Here is a 15583-nt window from a genome sequence, read left to right on the forward strand (position 1 = left end):
TGTCATGAAAATAGACAAAATTGTATTACGAAAAATGAAAATGGCGTTGAAAACGCCATTTACCACTAGTTTTGCGACGCAGACGGAAAAACACTTCTCCATCGCGGAAGTTCATGCTGGTGGGCAAATTGGTTACGGCGATTGTTCAGCCATTTCCCTGCCATTTTATAACGAAGAAACCAACGTCACCGCCTGGCATATTATGCGTGACTTCCTAATCCCGATGGTTAAGCAGGCTGGATATATTGAGCATCCTTCTTTGGTGCGCGATATTTTTGCGCCAGTAAAGCGTAATAACTGTGCCAAAGCGGCAATCGAAGGCGGTATTTGGGATGCTTACGCGAAGATAAAAGGCGTACCGCTGCATCAATTACTGGGCGGCGTGCGGGATAAAGTCGAAGCGGGTGTCAGTATTGGTATTCAGGAAACGCCCGATAAATTAGTCAGCGTAGTCGATAATTTCCTGAACGAAGGCTACAAACGCATCAAAATAAAAATCAAGCCGGGAAAAGATTACGACTATATTGCGGCACTGCGTCAGGCGTTTGGGAATATCACGTTGATGGTGGATGCCAATTCTGCCTACACGCTGGACGATATCGACTTCTTTAAGCGCATTGATAAATTCAACCTGTTGATGATCGAACAACCGCTGGCACATGACGATATTATCGACCACCGTAAACTTCAGGCGGCAGTAAATACGCCTATCTGTCTGGATGAAAGCATTGCCTCGGTAGAGGATGCCCGTAAAGCGATCGAACTGGGCAGTGCCAAAATCATCAATATTAAAGTGGCGCGCGTGGGCGGTATTACTGAAACCAAGCTAATCCATGACTACTGTCAGGCGCACAACATTCCGGTGTGGTGCGGTGGCATGCTGGATACGGCGGTCGGCAAAGCGCACAACATTGCAGTGTCTACGCTGCCGAACTTTATCTATGCGCACGATATTCCACCGTCTTCCCGCTACTGGCATGAAGACTTCATGCTGCCGTTTGTTGAATTAGACAGTGACAGTTGCGTCGCGGTGCCAAATAAACCGGGAATCGGCTTCGATATTAACCCTGAACTGTATGACAAATACTGCTACGGACAGGAAACCTTTTTGTTTTAATTGATGTTGATTAAAGATTTTTTAGTAAGCCTTTTTTAGTAAAACATATGAGTAGTAAAACGTTATCCAACACCAGGGAATAACGTTATAAAAATAGAGAAAAATAATGAGTGATGTCGCACTGTGCATAAGAGTGTGGATTTAGGGAGAAACACGGTGATGAGATTCCCGCAGGGATGCCTCGCACCGTGGTCGCTTCCGATATCTCGATCTTAACCCTGTGCTGCTGCTCTACATAATGAGAATGCCGTTAGCAAAACGGCTAACACTGACTAAATCGGACAGACAGGAACGCAACGATGCGATTGAAAAAACTCATTCCACTCATGCTGGCGTTAGGTATCTCTCAGGCTTACGCAGCAGATTCAGGCAAAGAAATCACCATCGGCGTATCGCCGGGGCCGTATGGCGACATGGTCACGAAAGCGATCAAGCCGGAAATGGTGAAAAAAGGCTATGACGTGAAAGTGCGCGAATTTAGCGACTACATTCAGCCGAACCTGGCGCTGTCGAATAACAGTATCGACGCTAACCTGTTCCAAAACCGCCGCTATCTTGACCGCTTCAGCGCGGATAAAGGGCTGAAACTGGCGGAAGTGATCACCGTGCCGACCGCCAGCATGGGATTCTACTCCAACAAAGTACACTCGCTGAATGAGCTGAAAGCCGGCGATATCATTACGTTGCCGAACGATCCGTCAAATCTGGCACGTTCACTGGATTTCCTGCAAAAATACGGCCTAATCAAGATCAACCCAGACATTACGCCGACTAAAGCTTCTGTGCGTGATATCACAGAAAACCCGAAAGGGCTGGTCTTTAAACCGCTGGAAGCGGCACAGTTGCCGCGTGCACTGGGTGGCGTAACCGGTTCATTGATTAACGCGAACTTCGCGATGGCTGCGGGTCTGAACCTGTCTGACGCAATTCAGTTAGATGTGCTGCCGGAGGACTTGAAAAATATGATTGTTGTGCGTGCGGAAGATGCCGACAAACCGTTTGCTCAGGATCTGAAAGCCGCCGTTCAATCCCCGGAATTCGCCGCATTCTTTGAAGATAAAAACTCCATGTTCCACGCGTTCCAGAAACCTGAGTGGATGAAGAAGTAGTTCTCCTTTCAAGCTGCCAGTGACCTATTACTTGTAGGCCACTGGCTTCCTCACTAAAACCTGTATCAACCAGTAAATACTCTCTTAGCTAACATATTTTGCTAACGCAAAGATAAAAATATTTCAAGTGTTGTGATTTTTTGTATAAATGCCATTCTTTGTAAGAGGTATTAACACAACACAACGAGGGTTTAATGAAAAAAATACTTTCTGTGGCCGTATTGGCACTGGTGCTGACGGGATGTGCCCAACAAACGTTTACACTAAAGAATGACGCTGTTGCAACACCTAAACAGGTGACAACGCATCACTTCTTCGTCTCTGGGATTGGTCAGAAGAAAACCATTGATGCTGCGGCGGTATGTGGCGGTGCTGATAAAGTTGTTCGCACTGAAACACAGTTAACCTTTGTTAATGGGTTACTTGGGTTGGTGACGTTCGGGATTTATACTCCGAGAGAAGCGCGCGTTTATTGCTCAATCTAAACTAAAGACGGCTTTTAATAGTATATAAGGCTGTCTCACGATAAAGCCATCTCCTGTCGAGATGGCTTTATTTTTTCTTTTCCCCGCTGGTTATTTGGAGCTAACGGCTTCCTGTGTAACCATGATTTAACGTGTCCGGTAATGTCACACCGCTATGTCGTTTGGGCACGATAGGGCGTGCTATTGTTGCCTGTGCCGTGCCAGCAATTGACTTCCTTGCTCACCCAACTCCCAGAACAGACCGGTCATGATCGACAGCCCTTCGCGAGCGACGGATTTCAGCAGGTGTTCGTTAACGGCGTGCTGGCCGCAGGCCGGATAGGAGTGGGGGATCCACAGCGTCGGCAGGCCGAGGATGTCGGCGAAGACGTCGTTAGGTAGCGAACCGCCAAGATTCGGCAACAGCGCAGGCTGTTTACCACTGATTTGCTGCATCAGTGCCAGCGTCCAGTTTACCAGCGGATCTTCAGGGTTAAACCGCGTCGCCGGAGAGGTGTTAAGGACTTCAACGTCTACGTGGGTAAAACCATGCTGGTCGAGGTGTTGACGCACATGCTGCGCCAGATGCTGCCAGTCGGTGCCGACCACAAAGCGCAGTTGGCAAATAGCGGTGGCATCAGCGGGAATCGCGTTTACCGGTTTATTTGGGTTACCGGTAATGAACGACAGCACTTCCAGCGTGTTCCAGGCAAATAACCGTTCGGCGGGCGTGAGTCCCTCCGCCCCCCAGTATTCATCAATCGCCGGATCGCCTTCGCCACCTGCGGGATCAATCGTGCTGAGAATGTCGCGTAGCGCTGGCGTCAGCGGCGGAGGAAGCAGGGCGTCGATATTCATTTGACCTTGCCCATCGACCAGACTGGCCACGGCATTCGCTAACTGCGTACCCGGATTGCTCAGCAGCCCACCCCAGTTACCGGAATGGTACGCCTGATCGCGCGCGTTGATGCGTAAACGGAAATTGGCACAGCCGCGAGAGCCAAGGAACAGCGTCGGACGTTCTGCATTAAGACGTGGCCCATCGGAAGCGATAAACATGTCGGCGGCCAGTTCCTGTTTGTGCTGTTGGCACAGGTTGGCAAGCTCTGGTGAACCAATTTCTTCGCCCATCTCGAACAGCAGTTTGCAGTTGAAGCCCAGACGCTGCCCGCGTGCCTGAAACACCTGTTCCAGTGCCATCAGGTTAATACTGTGCTGGCCTTTATTATCGGCACTGCCGCGTCCGTACCAGCGATCGCCTTCTTCGACCAATTTCCAGGGCGTGAGCCCATTGCGCCAGTTTTCCTCGTCGCCAAAAACCACATCGCCGTGGCCGTAAGACAGTACCGTCGGCAGGCTGGGATCTTCGATGCGTTCAGCCAGCAGGAAAGGGGGATGACGGGCATCAGACAAGGCGATCGGTTTTATGCTGAACCCCATCGCCTGCAACGCAGGCTGGATCTCATCCGTCAGATAGCGGTTCAGCGCAAGCTGATTGTCCGCTTTCTGGCTCTCGCTGGCGTGGGCAATACGCCGAGCCAGCGTCTGTTTAAATTCTCCGCGATCGAAACGTTCACAGGCGATACGAATCAGGTCTGCGCTGGTCATGCCTTTCCTTGTTGGGTAATGTGACAACGTTACCGATATTTAAAGAAAAAACGAGCTTTGCAACAATAATAAAAATTGCAATTAAGCTTTGCTTTTAATATAAACCTGGCAATCCCGCACTGTCTGAAAGGAACTCCGCCATGCACAGCTCCGAGATCCGCTATTTTCTGGTGGTTGCCACTACCGGTTCGCTCAGCGCCGCCAGCCAGCATCTGTTTGTTGCCGTTTCGGCTATCAGTCGCCAGATTCAGCGGCTGGAAGAACGCATCGGTGTGCCGCTGTTCGAGCGTCACGCGCGCGGAATGGTGTTAAACGATGCCGGACGAATTCTGGAAAATCATGTGCGCAAGAGCATGATGGACATGGATGCCGCTGTGGCGGAGATACAGGGGCTAAAGGCTAGCCGCCGGGCGCTGTTGCGGATTGGTTGCACGGAGGGAATGGCGTTTGATCTGCTGCCGACCCTGTTTGCGCGTTTCTGCCAGCATGACCCAGATACCACTTTTGCACTGAAGGTGGCCTCGGCGATGCAGGTGTCGCAGATGATCCGCAACGGTGAAGTGGATATCGCGCTCCAGTTTGCACTGGCACCCGAGCAGGGCGTTAATGTGGAACTGGCGCTGCCTGCGCCGCTGATGCTGCTGATGTCTGACGAACACCCGCTGGCGCAGCAGGCTGTTCAACTGGCGGATCTGCATCTTTTCCCGCTGGCGCTGCCGGAATCGTCTACCACGCTGCGACAGTTGTTTGACCTCTCATGCCGCATGAACGGCACCTTTCTTGAGCCAACGCTGTGCTGCAACAACTTCACCACGCTCTATTACTATGCGATGAGCACACCAGGAGCGGTCACTGCCTGTAGCTTCTACTCCGTGATGTATAAGTGCTTACAGGAGCCGATGTGCCTTAAACCGTTGAATATCAAGCAGCTCGACCAGCGTTCACTTCAGGTCCAAACGCTGGCAGGCAAAGCCCATGCACCGCAGCAGCAGGCCTTTCTTGATTTCATGATAGCGGAATTGCGGCAGGGGGAAGCGTATTATCTGAGCCAGGTGGCTACGGATAAGGTTTGATGTTTCTTTCACTCCATCTCGATAATCTCGCGCTTTTGCTCGTCTTCTGGCAGATCAGTTTAAAAACCGACCTGCCGCAGACGATGACGGGGGACCCGTTGTCAGATTAGGTCGTTTCGATCGGCGGGCACTGATAGTGGCGGCTATCCGGCAGATCGTGTAATGCTACCGCTTTACCGAAATACCATCCCTGCATAATAGCGGAAGGGCACTGTTCCAGAATATAGGCGGCCTGTTCGCGTGTTTCGACACCTTCGATGATCACGCAGACATCCAGTTTTTTGATTAGGGTGAATAACAGGTCTGCCATTGCTGCATTAACCGAGTCTGTACCGATGGCACCGACGAAAATCTTATCGATCTTAATCATATCGAACGGCAGGTGGCTGAGATAATCGAGGTTGGAATAACCCGTACCGAAATCATCAAGCGCGATCTTATAGCCTGCGTGCTGTAATGCATGAAGACCGTTAGCCAGCGTTTGATAGGATGTGCTCGAACGTTCAGTCAGTTCTAACATGATACGCGTCCTGTCTATTCCCATTTCGTCGCACATCTGCTGTAAGAAGCGGTGATAGTCAGGTGAAACAATATCGGTTACTGACAGATTAATACTGAGAAGAAAAGGTGTTTCTCGCGTGAGATAAGGCTGCATATCATGCAACGCCTGACGCGTAATGATTCGAGTGAGTTCCGCGGAATAACCCATCTTTTCCGCAATATTGATAAAATACTCCGGCGATACGCTGTCTCCGCGTTCGTTTTTCCAGCGTGCCAGTGCTTCTACGCCAATAATCGCCCGCTGCGGCAGGCTGATGAGCGGTTGATAATGAACCTGGAACCGTTGATGTTTGATTGCGCGTTTTAACTGTGATGGCAAAGCCTGGTGCCGATCGTAGTAGAGTTGATAGGAGAACGTAGAGCCAGCGCCGATCAGCAAGCCCAACAACAGCAAGGAGGCGATAACATACCAGGGGCGATACAGGATACCGGCGGAATCGAGTTGGGTCAGAACGCAGATGTTCAGCATTGGATCGCAAGAAAACGATTGGCGTTTCCCCATGGTCAACCACGAGTTATCCTCGTATTGTTTCTCTCTGAACGCAGAGAGATCTACGTTGCCAAACATTTGATAAATATGGCCTAAGTTACGGGTTGTCAGCGCTGAATTGTATCCGGTTGGTGGTTGGGCAAAACGACGAAATGCGGCGGCAGCAGTGACGGTGACCACATCGTTGAGGCTTGCCATATCTGCGGTGATCCGCGGATCAATTACGTCGTTCATCGCGGTCCACAACTGTACGCCGTCGGCAGTTGTTAGGTTTGGCGGCAGCAGATAAATCGGCGGATTGAGGATCCCCCAACCCGCAGAGCAGATAAGGTGGTTATTTTTGATACGCCCGATATCGCGCAGATAAACGGAGTAAAAGGAGAGCAGGCGCAGTTCTTTCAGATCGGCGCTGGAGCAGGGGGGGTTATTCAGCGTCAGTACCCGTTCAATGGTTCCCCGACCTTCTTGGGCGACGGCGGTTCCCTGATTAAGCACGTCCTGGCCGTAGCGCAGTAACTGCGTTTGCTCCAGTCTGGCTAAAACCCCTTGCCCAATAAATAGGGCCAGCAATGCGCTGCCAAACGAAATTAAAGCAAGTCTGAACCATAATCCGGCGTTGGTAGTTAAGGTGAGCATAGCGATCATCCGGCAGCGTGACGGAAAGAGTACGGCATAGGTTCAGATACCGCGTCCTTGCCAACGATATAGCGCTTATCAGCCATTATTTTGGGTATAAGTAGTATGGCGCAGCGCTCCTGCAAATCAGAAATAACGAGTGACCTTTAGGAAGACGTAATCACTCTCTTTATTATTCTAAAGGAAAACTCTCTATCGCTAACGGCAGGAAAGATTGATAAAACCAGGCTAGTTCTTCCTCTTGAACAGGATTTTCTGAAAAAATTGCCTTTTTGCGGGAACTCACCCAGCCCGATCTCTACTTCTATACTTTATCGCAGGAAGTGGAAGCGACGCTGGCGTGCGGTTTAAGCAGCACCCCATCTCACTGGGAATGGACTGTAGCGTCGCCCTCTGGCAATCTAGGTGCAAGTCCTGCTGCCACGGCCCGTGGCCTGACAGGGATGGGGCATACTGTGAGATAGATCTCAAAGAAGGGAAATATAGGCGTTAATAGCTATGGATAAGACAATAAAAATAACGATAGTCAGAAACGGAATACGAGAGAATGCCGAATTTTCTCTTAGTCAAAACCCACCTTGTTCAATAAAATTTTTTATCGGTGGCGATTTTATATATGCGGCTAAAAGTGATGATTTTTTCTCTTGCCTTTGTATTCTAAGGCGGAATTTCAGAAATATGACTTTCTTATGCAAAGGGGCGAAGAGGAACGTATATCCTTCCAGAATGGCGAGACAAATGGCTTATGGGATAAAGGGCTATGAATTTGAGATGGGTAGACCTGCGGTTCGCGGCGATTTGGTCTCCATCTTTGACCATGAAGAAAATGATCTGGTGACACCGGAAGAACAAGAGACACATTTTCAAGAATGGTTATCGTCTTTTTTATAAAAGGCATCAAACTCGAACTTTCCCCGTTTCTGGACGAATCGAGCTTTACCGCGCCACTGTCGGGTTTATCAGCCAGGCACAAGAAACCCGACTGCTAATTCGCGGACTTATTGCCACGGCCTATGGCCGTTTAACGCTATTGAGCGATAATGTGTTGATCTACAGCAATAAAGGCCAGCATCGTTTCGCTGCCGTCCAGAATATCGGATTGGATGGCCTGTCGGGCGGCGCTGGCATCGCGCTGCTGTAGCGCAGTAAGAACGTCCTCGTGATGTTCGATAGCCATCTGTACGGAAAAATGCGCATAGGCCTGGGCGATCAACGGCCCGGTACGCATCCATAAACTGCCAATAAACTGCGTCAACAACGGCATTCGTGCTGCCTGTGCTAGAAACAGATGAAATTCGCTATTCAACCGTAATGCTTCACGTAGGTTTTTCTCATCAATCGCCAGACGATTCTGGTGGATATTCTCGTCAATCTGCTTGAGCATTTTCGGCGTAATGTACGCAGCAGCTAGCTCGGCACCCGTGCCCTCTAACGCCAATCGCAGTGTGCGGATCTCTTTAAACTGATCCTCAGTCAGTTGAGGAACGCGGATATCACGCGGCGTCTTGAGCACCAGCGCCTGCTCTTTTGCCAATTGCAGGATTGCATCTCTTACTGGAGTTACGCTGGTGCCAACCTGTGCGGCAAGTTCCCGTATTCTCAGGCGATCGTCCGGCTTGAACTGACCGGTAATCAACGCCTCGCGCAGCATGGTATAAACGCTGGAACCCAGATAGCTGTGATTGATCTGTCCGATTGGATAATTCACTGTTCCCCCAGAGAAAATACCGTGCAAATTTGATGAAACACGAACGTCTGAAACCGTAACAGACGTTGAGCGGCGATGCGACAATATACAATATGATGCATCAACGAGGCTATGGGGCGCTGTGTCCCTGGCAGAGAATTATCAAAAAAGGGTCATGAAATACACAGTATTGTATGACGAGGTGTAACCACTCTAAATTTATGGCTTAGGGGGATATTTTATCGCGTCTTAACGCAAACCGATTGTCATAAAATTATATATTAGCTGACATATTGAGCTTGGTAATTAACGGTTCTACTATTCAAAAAAAATGATTATCTCAGGGATGAAATCATGCGTGGTTTTTTCGGGCTGGTATTTATCACGCCTGTATTTTTTTCTTATGCAGTATTTTCCGCTCCGCTTAATCCGGTGGACAGAAATGACATTCAACAGCGACAGGCCGAGGTGATCGACCAATCCCGACAGCAGCGTGATTCCTTATTGCAGTTAAATCAGCCACAAGCGACGGTAAACCCAGGCGGCGTAAGCGATGCCGGGCAATGCTTTTCCATTAAAGACATTCATTATCGGGTGATGCGTCCAATTAGTTGATTGTGATATATAATGCTCGCTTTTAAGGTTTTCGCATGGCCAGCGTTAATGTTCATTATCCCCGTTGTCAGTCTGCTCAGGTTTATCGTCATGGTCAAAATCCTAAAGGTCGTGACAGATTCCGCTGCCGTGACTGCCACCGCGTTTTTCTGCTCACTTACACCTACGAAGCACGCAAGCCCGGTGTCAAAGAGCAGATCACCGAAATGGCTTTCAACGGCGCGGGGGTTCGCGATACCGCAAGGACGCTTAAAGTCGGCATTAACACCGTCATTCGAACATTAAAAAACTCGCGCCAAAGCGAATAACGTCCTCACCGGTCGCTCATGCTGACGTGGCACTTATCTGCGAACTCGATGAGCAATGGAGTTTTGTTGGCAGTAAAGCCTGCCAGCACTGGCTCTGGTATGCGTACAACACCAAGACCGGCGGTGTATTGGCTTATACATTTGGCCCCCGAACTGATGAAACCTGCCGTGAGTTATTGGCAGTCCTTGCGCCGTTTAACATCGGAATGGTAACCAGTGATGAGTGGGGCAGCTATGCCAGAGAAGTGCCGAAGGATAAGCATCTGACAGGAAAAATTTTTACCCAGCGTATAGAGCGTAACAACCTGACACTGAGGACTCGCATTAAACGTCTGGCCCGGAAAACCATCTGTTTCTCACGCTCGATTGAATTGCATGAAAAAGCCATCGGAGCGTTCATTGAAAAACACATGTTCTACTAATTGGAGACATTACCAGATTTTGGCGCTAAAAAAGGCGGATTTAATTTATTGAATACACCTGATGAATTGTATAAGAACCCGACTCAGTTCTGGAATGAATATAATAAACCGTGGCTTGATAGTGCAATCTCAAGAAACGACCCAATTGTACTTGCCACAAAGCCAAGTGATGTTAATTTATACAGAATTAATCATGAAACAGGGCGGAAGGAAATGACTGGATTTGGTCGGGAATATAACTCTCTATTAGAGAACGGTTATAATTTTGACAATAAATCAATGAAAATGATAAAAGGAAAGTGATATGAGTGAATATATTTCATCATTTAATGATATTTTTAAAGCTGTCATCTGTCATTTTGATTTTAAAGTCAAATCAGTGGGTGATGATACTATATTCTTAATTGGGAATGGCTATCAATTGGAATTTACTATGTGGAGGGAGACTGTAGAACTTCGTTTCTGTGTGGTTAAGTCAAATACTGAAGTGCTAATTTATGATGTCGGAAATTTCATTGTCACATATATGACAAATGAGGATAGGTGTATTGATGATATTATCATCCCTAAAGAAAAATCCACAGTGTATATAAGAAATGTAAAAAGTCTTAATTATTTTCTAAATGCACTTAAACATCATTTCCCTTCGATGTTGGCAGGACAAATGAACTGGCTTGATTCATATGAAAAATCAGAGTGGTATAGCCAGCCTCGAATTGAAAAACGAAAAGTATGATTATCTAATGCTGATTTAGGGACTGCGTATCCTATTGAAAAATATTTTCAGGGTTATGAAGAAAAGAAAAATAACCTGAGTTAAAAAGCTCCCGGCCCTTGAAACAGGCCGGGATTTTTTGTTTGTCACTCAGCCACAATACGTATCACCAGTTGGCCCTGTTCAACGGTGATGACCACAGGTGTATCCGTCGCAAATCCTGCCGCCTCCAGCCAGTTGCCTTTGAGGTGCAGGCTGGGGCTGCGACTGTAATAGCGCGTTATGTCATTGCGGTCGGCGTGACGGCGGCTGACATAATGATGTTGAGCATGCGAACAATGCGCTCAGCCCGATCTTTAACAAAGAGAAAGAGCAGAAACGTCTGAAACAGGCGCAACTGATTGGTGAAATCGGCGCGCAGGTGATGGATATCGTGCGTACCGAAGGCGAGCTGAAGGCGCAGAAAGCGGCGGAAGCGAAAGGAGATTCCAAAGTCGAATGCCCGAAAGACGGTTACTCGGTCGCGTAGTGGGAGGATTATAAAAAGGCGCTGGCGGAATCGCCGACCTACAAGGCTGAAATGCAGAAATACGGCACGGGTAGCGATTGCCAGCGGAGCATCCTCGTATCTGGCACAGTTGGTGAAAGACGTGACGATACCGAAGGATGAAAGCAAAGCCACGACGTCGGATATCGCGGCAAACGCGATGGCGCATGCGGTAGTGGTTGAGCAGTTGCCGGGTCAAGATGCGGGGGCGCTAGGTTCCCCCAGCGGTGAGCTGGTCGCGCGTGCAAAAAATCGGAATTTTGCGGGTCAGGCTCAGGTACGCCGGGCGGCTGGGGGCCAGAGGACGAAGAGAATGCACGGAGGAATGGTGATGTATCTTCAAATATTCCATCGAGAGATAAGCTTAACCAAGCAGCTTCAGTTTCTAATCGAAATGGCATGACGGATGCTGGTCGAGCATTACAGAAGCATGGTGGCAGAGAGGGGTCTGTATACTCATACTCCAGCCAAAAAGCCTCAGTTTTAAACCAAGAGGCTCAGACAATAGTTAACGAAATCCTGAATAATACAAATACTAAGATTGAGTCCAGAGTTGTTTTTGAAAATAAGCAGAAAAAATTACTGTGGTTGAAGCAACAGCTCCTGATGGGCGTGCTTTGAGATTTAATGCAGATGGAACTAGATTGATTGGATTCCGTGAGCCACCTAACAAATAAGAGAGAATGATATGTTGGAATATAGTGTAGGTAGCTCTTTTGAACGTGAAGATCTCTATGCTGAGTTATCTTTTAATCGAGTTCAATGGGGTGAAATATCGTTATCTGAGGATAAAAAATCAGTGAATATTATTATTTATCCTGATGAAAATAGTGTTCTTGAGTTTAAGTATGATGATTTTTTAGATGTGATAGAAAAAGCGAAGGTTCACCTTCTTAATCTGGAGCATTTGTCGAAATAAAGTTAATCCCGGCCGCTAAAAAGGCCGGGTTTTTTTGTGCCCAGAAAACCCCCAGCTAGGCTGGGGGTTCAGTAAAGCTTTCAGCTTTGAGCCAGTTATAAAAACCCCTTTTGATTTGTTAAAACAGTTTGCGGTCTGGCAACTGCAAACGTTCAACAAGAAATCAAAAGGGGGTCCCAATGAGGGACGAAAAGAGCTTAGCGCACACCCGATGGAACTGTAAATATCACATAGTTTTTGCGCCGAAGTATCGAAGGCAGGTGTTCTACGGGGAAAAACGCAAAGCGATAGGCAGTATTTTAAGAAAGCTGTGCGAATGGAAAAACGTGAATATTCTGGAAGCGGAATGCTGTGTGGATCACATCCATATGCTTCTGGAAATCCCGCCGAAGATGAGTGTCTCGGGATTTATGGGGTGCCTAAAGGGAAAGAGCAGCCTGATGCTTTATGAGCAGTTTGGCGATTTGAAGTTCAAATACCGTAACAGGGAATTTTGGTGCCGAGGGTATTACGTTGATACGGTAGGGAAAAACACGGTCAGGATACAAGAATACATAAAGCACCAGTTGGAAGAAGATAAAATGGGAGAGCAACTCTCGATCCCGTATCCCGGTAGCCCGTTTACGGGCCGTAAGTAATCCATAGATGCAAATGTCAGGTCGCGATGCGCCTGTTAGGGCGCGGCAGGTAAGAGAGCCTTATAGGCGCATATGAAAAACCTCCGGCTATGCCGGAGGATATTTTTTTTATCCGTCACTCAGCCGCAGGCCGTATCACCAGTTGGCCCTGTTCAACAGTGATGACGACCGGGGTATCGGCCGCAAATCCCGCCGCTTCCAGCCAGTTGCCTGTAAGGTGCAGGCTGGGGCTGCGGCGGTAATAGCGGGTCATGTCATTGCGGTCAGCGTGACGGCGACTGACATAGCCGACCTTGAGGTGTCGTAATGCTTGGGGTGTGGCGGGTTCTGACTTAGAATCGCGTTCAGTCATGAGCAACTCCTGCTTAGTTGGTTATGGTTAGCGGGGCTGAGGTGTTGCAATCACCTTGGCACCGCGTCTGTTAACTACTCTGATTTACCAATCACGTTATCCAGCATCTCAGTGACAAACTCCTAATGTAAGTATCCCTGAAAACAGAGCCAAGCTAAACTGGAGTATCGGGTCTTTCTTTCATCTCACAAAGAGACACATCAGCCATGAAAAAGCCCCATTATACCGAAGAATAAATTGCCTTTGCGTTGAGGCACTACGGACGTGGAAGGGAGGATCTAGCATGTCCTGCATGGTGCGCGTGATATCGGTAGTCTATTCTTCTGAATCGCTGAGCGATCACAAAAGATCGTGTAAATCCTGATGCCAGCAGAGTTGACGTTGTATTTATCAGCGGACCAGAAAAAGGATAAATCCTTGACTTTATATTTATAACAGTAAAAGGTTCAGGGAAAGAAAGGCTATGTTGAATTAAAAAATCCCAGCCCCAAAAACAGACTGGGATTTTTTTATCTGTTGGTCAGAACTGCGGCTCAATCTTAATGGCCCGGATACATCGGTGAGTAGTGAGTGAACTTGTTCTTATTGCAGCACTGATGTAGTAAAATGTCTGCTAAATCAGGGCTTAAATCACTAACGATATGTGAAGAAAGAACTGGTTGTTTTTTGTACATGGAGACCGGTATAAAAAATTTTACTAGGAAGCCAAATTGATGAAAACCGAACTTGAAGCAGAGTTTTATTTATCAGGTAAAAATTCTTTTACTAGAATAGCTAGGCCTGAATGGTCTGATGTTAATGAATTGTTGTTTAAGCTAAGGGGTAAGCAGGGATCAATGAGGCTTGTTGTCTTACCTGAGCCTAGTGTTGGCCCTGTGAATATAGATGTCTCAACAGGAAATGGTTTTTACTTAATCACTTTGCTGGAATATTCGGAGAATGACTCTGATGTTCGCTCATACTGGGATATGTCAAAGGTAGATAACAAAATTACTGTTCTCGGTGAGATTTGGCCTGAACGTCAACTTATAAAAGACTTCGATCTTGTTGTCAGGGTCTTTAAAGAATTCTTCGATACTGGCAATGTATCAACGGATCTTCTGAATTAATGTATGAATCTCGGTTCTTAAAACAGATCGGTGTTTTTTCTTGTCGTTAGGATTCTTTTACTTCAATTGCGCGACGTTCTGATTTAGAATTGCGTTGAACCATAGTAACCGATTTTTATGCAAGGTTGCGGAGACGAGGGGAGAGTATTGATATGATAACTGAAAATGAAATTTTATATTTTATTACTCTTCAAGATAAATTAATGAAGGCTTTCTTTATTGCGTATCCAGACATAAAAGATTTTGAGTTGTTGTTGGACTTCCCTAAGATAGGAAGTGTTTTGGTTAATGATGATAAATGGAATTTTGTTAAGCATGGGAAAGGCATTAAATTTTTAATAGAAGATACCCACTCGGTAAGGGTAGTCGATGTTAATAGTGATATCAAAAACCCTAAGTTAATTGATATGTGGCGCTTGCCTCAATATTTTCCATTGTGTAATGATTATGAAATAAAAAAGTTATTAGATGAAATGGTTACGTCTGGGGTTTTACAAAAAAAATCAAAAAATAAATATGAGTTACAATCTCACTAAAAATAAATTTTTATGATCTCAGCAGAGTAGATATGGTTTTTTTTAATTCAATGTACTAATACCAAGAGTAAATGAATATGATCCCAGTCGGATATTTATCTAAAAGAATAGAACTAAAACCAGATTGGCTAAAGACAGAACAAGTCAAAGACATTTATTCGGTAAGTTGTTGTATATCCGATTCCTTTTGTGAGTATATTCAGTTCTGGCGTCATAATGGTTACTGGCTGTTTGATTCGCCGGAGGTGATTTATTCCCTGGCAACAGAAAAAGGGATTGATATGAACGGTACAACGATGTTTTATTACGAGGCATACGAGTATCAGTATGATGAAGATACATTAGAATGGGGTTTGTTCGAACCGGAAGCGTCTTTTGATACTGATGTGAATATACCACAGCTAAAAATATTGCAGGGTTTTGATATTGTTTCTTTTTACCTTGAGCAATCACCAGAGTGTTCTTATTTATCGTGTAACCATATGGCGCAGGCGTTAGATGTTAATGAACATTGCTTGTTGGCCTCTTTTGATGAGGCGAAAAAACATCTGGAAAGTGACGTTTTTCACGGTTGTGAACCGGGACCTTGCAGAATATTTGCGGTGTATTTGGTGCCGGATAGTACACCTGTAATCGTTTGATATAGAGTATATTGTGAAAAACCAGACTGGTTAAGG

20 protein-coding genes are annotated in these 15583 nt (G+C 46.9%); 15 read left to right on the forward strand and 5 right to left on the reverse strand.

Going from position 1 to position 15583, the window contains the following annotated elements; genetic code table 11:
• Positions 1 to 4 precede the first annotated feature (4 nt).
• From menC to A8F97_RS06000, 3 genes are all read left to right on the forward strand, one after another.
• Positions 5 to 1117 (forward strand): o-succinylbenzoate synthase, encoded by a 1113-nt coding sequence (gene menC, locus A8F97_RS05990; RefSeq protein WP_014700167.1) that lies wholly within the window; start codon positions 5 to 7, stop codon positions 1115 to 1117.
• Positions 1118 to 1416: 299 nt separating this feature from the next.
• Positions 1417 to 2226 carry a MetQ/NlpA family ABC transporter substrate-binding protein gene (locus A8F97_RS05995; RefSeq protein ID WP_033071585.1) on the forward strand — a complete coding sequence of 270 codons (810 nt, stop codon included), beginning with the start codon at positions 1417 to 1419 and terminating at the stop codon, positions 2224 to 2226.
• A 194-nt stretch (positions 2227 to 2420) separates the two neighbouring features.
• Positions 2421 to 2711 (forward strand): Bor family protein, encoded by a 291-nt coding sequence (locus A8F97_RS06000; RefSeq protein ID WP_005972198.1) that lies wholly within the window; start codon positions 2421 to 2423, stop codon positions 2709 to 2711.
• A 180-nt stretch (positions 2712 to 2891) separates the two neighbouring features.
• Here the strand turns inward: A8F97_RS06000 and A8F97_RS06005 are convergent, their stop codons facing one another.
• Entirely contained in the window at positions 2892 to 4298 is a 1407-nt protein-coding gene (locus A8F97_RS06005) for a M20 family metallopeptidase (protein ID WP_033071584.1), read from the reverse strand.
• Between the two features lie 140 nt (positions 4299 to 4438).
• On the opposite strand from A8F97_RS06005, the gene A8F97_RS06010 reads away from it, so the two are divergent.
• On the forward strand, positions 4439 to 5371 hold the full coding sequence (locus A8F97_RS06010) for a LysR family transcriptional regulator (RefSeq protein ID WP_014700163.1): 933 nt from the start codon (positions 4439 to 4441) through the stop codon (positions 5369 to 5371).
• Positions 5372 to 5477: 106 nt separating this feature from the next.
• Here the strand turns inward: A8F97_RS06010 and A8F97_RS06015 are convergent, their stop codons facing one another.
• The gene (locus A8F97_RS06015; RefSeq protein WP_014700161.1) at positions 5478 to 7058 is read right to left on the reverse strand and encodes an EAL domain-containing protein; all 1581 of its coding nucleotides are present in this window, start codon (positions 7056 to 7058) and stop codon (positions 5478 to 5480) included.
• 498 nt (positions 7059 to 7556) lie between these two features.
• On the opposite strand from A8F97_RS06015, the gene A8F97_RS24560 reads away from it, so the two are divergent.
• Positions 7557 to 7949: a hypothetical protein gene (locus A8F97_RS24560; protein WP_227001589.1), complete on the forward strand. Its 393-nt coding sequence runs from the start codon at positions 7557 to 7559 to the stop codon at positions 7947 to 7949.
• 136 nt (positions 7950 to 8085) lie between these two features.
• Here the strand turns inward: A8F97_RS24560 and A8F97_RS06025 are convergent, their stop codons facing one another.
• Positions 8086 to 8766, reverse strand: coding sequence for a GntR family transcriptional regulator (locus A8F97_RS06025; RefSeq protein ID WP_014700159.1), 681 nt, complete (start codon positions 8764 to 8766; stop codon positions 8086 to 8088).
• A 333-nt stretch (positions 8767 to 9099) separates the two neighbouring features.
• On the opposite strand from A8F97_RS06025, the gene A8F97_RS06030 reads away from it, so the two are divergent.
• The 4 genes from A8F97_RS06030 (at position 9100) to A8F97_RS06050 (ending at position 10826) form a co-directional block, all read left to right on the forward strand.
• Complete coding sequence (locus A8F97_RS06030; RefSeq protein ID WP_014700158.1) at positions 9100 to 9360, forward strand: hypothetical protein; 261 nt, start codon at positions 9100 to 9102, stop codon at positions 9358 to 9360.
• Between the two features lie 35 nt (positions 9361 to 9395).
• Positions 9396 to 10090, forward strand: a protein-coding gene (locus A8F97_RS23010; protein ID WP_099092833.1) for an IS1 family transposase whose coding sequence is annotated in 2 segments (ribosomal slippage) — positions 9396 to 9642 and positions 9642 to 10090 — 696 coding nt in all. Because the reading frame shifts where the segments join, the coding sequence is not laid out codon by codon here.
• Positions 10091 to 10393: a hypothetical protein gene (locus tag A8F97_RS06045; protein ID WP_033071582.1), complete on the forward strand. Its 303-nt coding sequence runs from the start codon at positions 10091 to 10093 to the stop codon at positions 10391 to 10393.
• Between the two features lies 1 nt (position 10394).
• Positions 10395 to 10826, forward strand: coding sequence for a hypothetical protein (locus A8F97_RS06050; RefSeq protein WP_014700155.1), 432 nt, complete (start codon positions 10395 to 10397; stop codon positions 10824 to 10826).
• Between the two features lie 125 nt (positions 10827 to 10951).
• On the opposite strand, the gene A8F97_RS23015 is transcribed toward A8F97_RS06050, so the two are convergent.
• The gene (locus A8F97_RS23015) at positions 10952 to 11089 is read right to left on the reverse strand and encodes a SymE family type I addiction module toxin (RefSeq protein ID WP_081483343.1); all 138 of its coding nucleotides are present in this window, start codon (positions 11087 to 11089) and stop codon (positions 10952 to 10954) included.
• Positions 11090 to 11455: 366 nt separating this feature from the next.
• On the opposite strand from A8F97_RS23015, the gene A8F97_RS06055 reads away from it, so the two are divergent.
• From A8F97_RS06055 to tnpA, 3 genes are all read left to right on the forward strand, one after another.
• Positions 11456 to 11755, forward strand: a complete 300-nt coding sequence (locus tag A8F97_RS06055; protein ID WP_127087975.1) for a hypothetical protein — start codon at positions 11456 to 11458, stop codon at positions 11753 to 11755.
• Positions 11756 to 12040: 285 nt separating this feature from the next.
• Positions 12041 to 12271: a hypothetical protein gene (locus tag A8F97_RS06065; RefSeq protein WP_014700153.1), complete on the forward strand. Its 231-nt coding sequence runs from the start codon at positions 12041 to 12043 to the stop codon at positions 12269 to 12271.
• 179 nt (positions 12272 to 12450) lie between these two features.
• Positions 12451 to 12909, forward strand: coding sequence for an IS200/IS605 family transposase (tnpA, locus tag A8F97_RS06070; protein WP_033071580.1), 459 nt, complete (start codon positions 12451 to 12453; stop codon positions 12907 to 12909).
• 115 nt (positions 12910 to 13024) lie between these two features.
• Here the strand turns inward: tnpA and A8F97_RS06075 are convergent, their stop codons facing one another.
• Positions 13025 to 13261: a SymE family type I addiction module toxin gene (locus A8F97_RS06075; RefSeq protein ID WP_014700152.1), complete on the reverse strand. Its 237-nt coding sequence runs from the start codon at positions 13259 to 13261 to the stop codon at positions 13025 to 13027.
• A gap of 713 nt (positions 13262 to 13974) precedes the next feature.
• Here A8F97_RS06075 and A8F97_RS06080 point away from each other — a divergent pair.
• From A8F97_RS06080 to A8F97_RS06090, 3 genes are all read left to right on the forward strand, one after another.
• Positions 13975 to 14370, forward strand: coding sequence for a DUF6911 family protein (locus tag A8F97_RS06080; RefSeq protein WP_033071579.1), 396 nt, complete (start codon positions 13975 to 13977; stop codon positions 14368 to 14370).
• 152 nt (positions 14371 to 14522) lie between these two features.
• A complete protein-coding gene (locus A8F97_RS06085; RefSeq protein WP_015730586.1) occupies positions 14523 to 14906 on the forward strand; it encodes a DUF6896 domain-containing protein in 384 nt (127 codons plus the stop codon).
• Between the two features lie 71 nt (positions 14907 to 14977).
• The gene (locus A8F97_RS06090) at positions 14978 to 15547 is read left to right on the forward strand and encodes a hypothetical protein (protein WP_227001590.1); all 570 of its coding nucleotides are present in this window, start codon (positions 14978 to 14980) and stop codon (positions 15545 to 15547) included.
• Positions 15548 to 15583 lie beyond the last annotated feature (36 nt).

Source organism: Pectobacterium parmentieri (assembly GCF_001742145.1).
GTDB lineage: Bacteria > Pseudomonadota > Gammaproteobacteria > Enterobacterales > Enterobacteriaceae > Pectobacterium > Pectobacterium parmentieri.

Bases quoted from the DNA above. Each gene is read 5' to 3' on its own strand.
- A8F97_RS06015 (WP_014700161.1), bottom strand. From the start codon at position 7,058: ATGCTCACCTTAACTACCAACGCCGGATTATGGTTCAGACTTGCTTTA.
- A8F97_RS24560 (WP_227001589.1), top strand. From the start codon at position 7,557: ATGGATAAGACAATAAAAATAACGATAGTCAGAAACGGAATACGAGAG.
- menC (WP_014700167.1), top strand. From the start codon at position 5: ATGAAAATAGACAAAATTGTATTACGAAAAATGAAAATGGCGTTGAAA.
- A8F97_RS06010 (WP_014700163.1), top strand. From the start codon at position 4,439: ATGCACAGCTCCGAGATCCGCTATTTTCTGGTGGTTGCCACTACCGGT.
- A8F97_RS06080 (WP_033071579.1), top strand. From the start codon at position 13,975: ATGAAAACCGAACTTGAAGCAGAGTTTTATTTATCAGGTAAAAATTCT.
- A8F97_RS06090 (WP_227001590.1), top strand. From the start codon at position 14,978: ATGAATATGATCCCAGTCGGATATTTATCTAAAAGAATAGAACTAAAA.
- A8F97_RS06065 (WP_014700153.1), top strand. From the start codon at position 12,041: ATGTTGGAATATAGTGTAGGTAGCTCTTTTGAACGTGAAGATCTCTAT.
- tnpA (WP_033071580.1), top strand. From the start codon at position 12,451: ATGAGGGACGAAAAGAGCTTAGCGCACACCCGATGGAACTGTAAATAT.
- A8F97_RS06075 (WP_014700152.1), bottom strand. From the start codon at position 13,261: ATGACTGAACGCGATTCTAAGTCAGAACCCGCCACACCCCAAGCATTA.
- A8F97_RS06000 (WP_005972198.1), top strand. From the start codon at position 2,421: ATGAAAAAAATACTTTCTGTGGCCGTATTGGCACTGGTGCTGACGGGA.
- A8F97_RS06085 (WP_015730586.1), top strand. From the start codon at position 14,523: ATGATAACTGAAAATGAAATTTTATATTTTATTACTCTTCAAGATAAA.
- A8F97_RS06050 (WP_014700155.1), top strand. From the start codon at position 10,395: ATGAGTGAATATATTTCATCATTTAATGATATTTTTAAAGCTGTCATC.
- A8F97_RS06005 (WP_033071584.1), bottom strand. From the start codon at position 4,298: ATGACCAGCGCAGACCTGATTCGTATCGCCTGTGAACGTTTCGATCGC.
- A8F97_RS06030 (WP_014700158.1), top strand. From the start codon at position 9,100: ATGCGTGGTTTTTTCGGGCTGGTATTTATCACGCCTGTATTTTTTTCT.
- A8F97_RS05995 (WP_033071585.1), top strand. From the start codon at position 1,417: ATGCGATTGAAAAAACTCATTCCACTCATGCTGGCGTTAGGTATCTCT.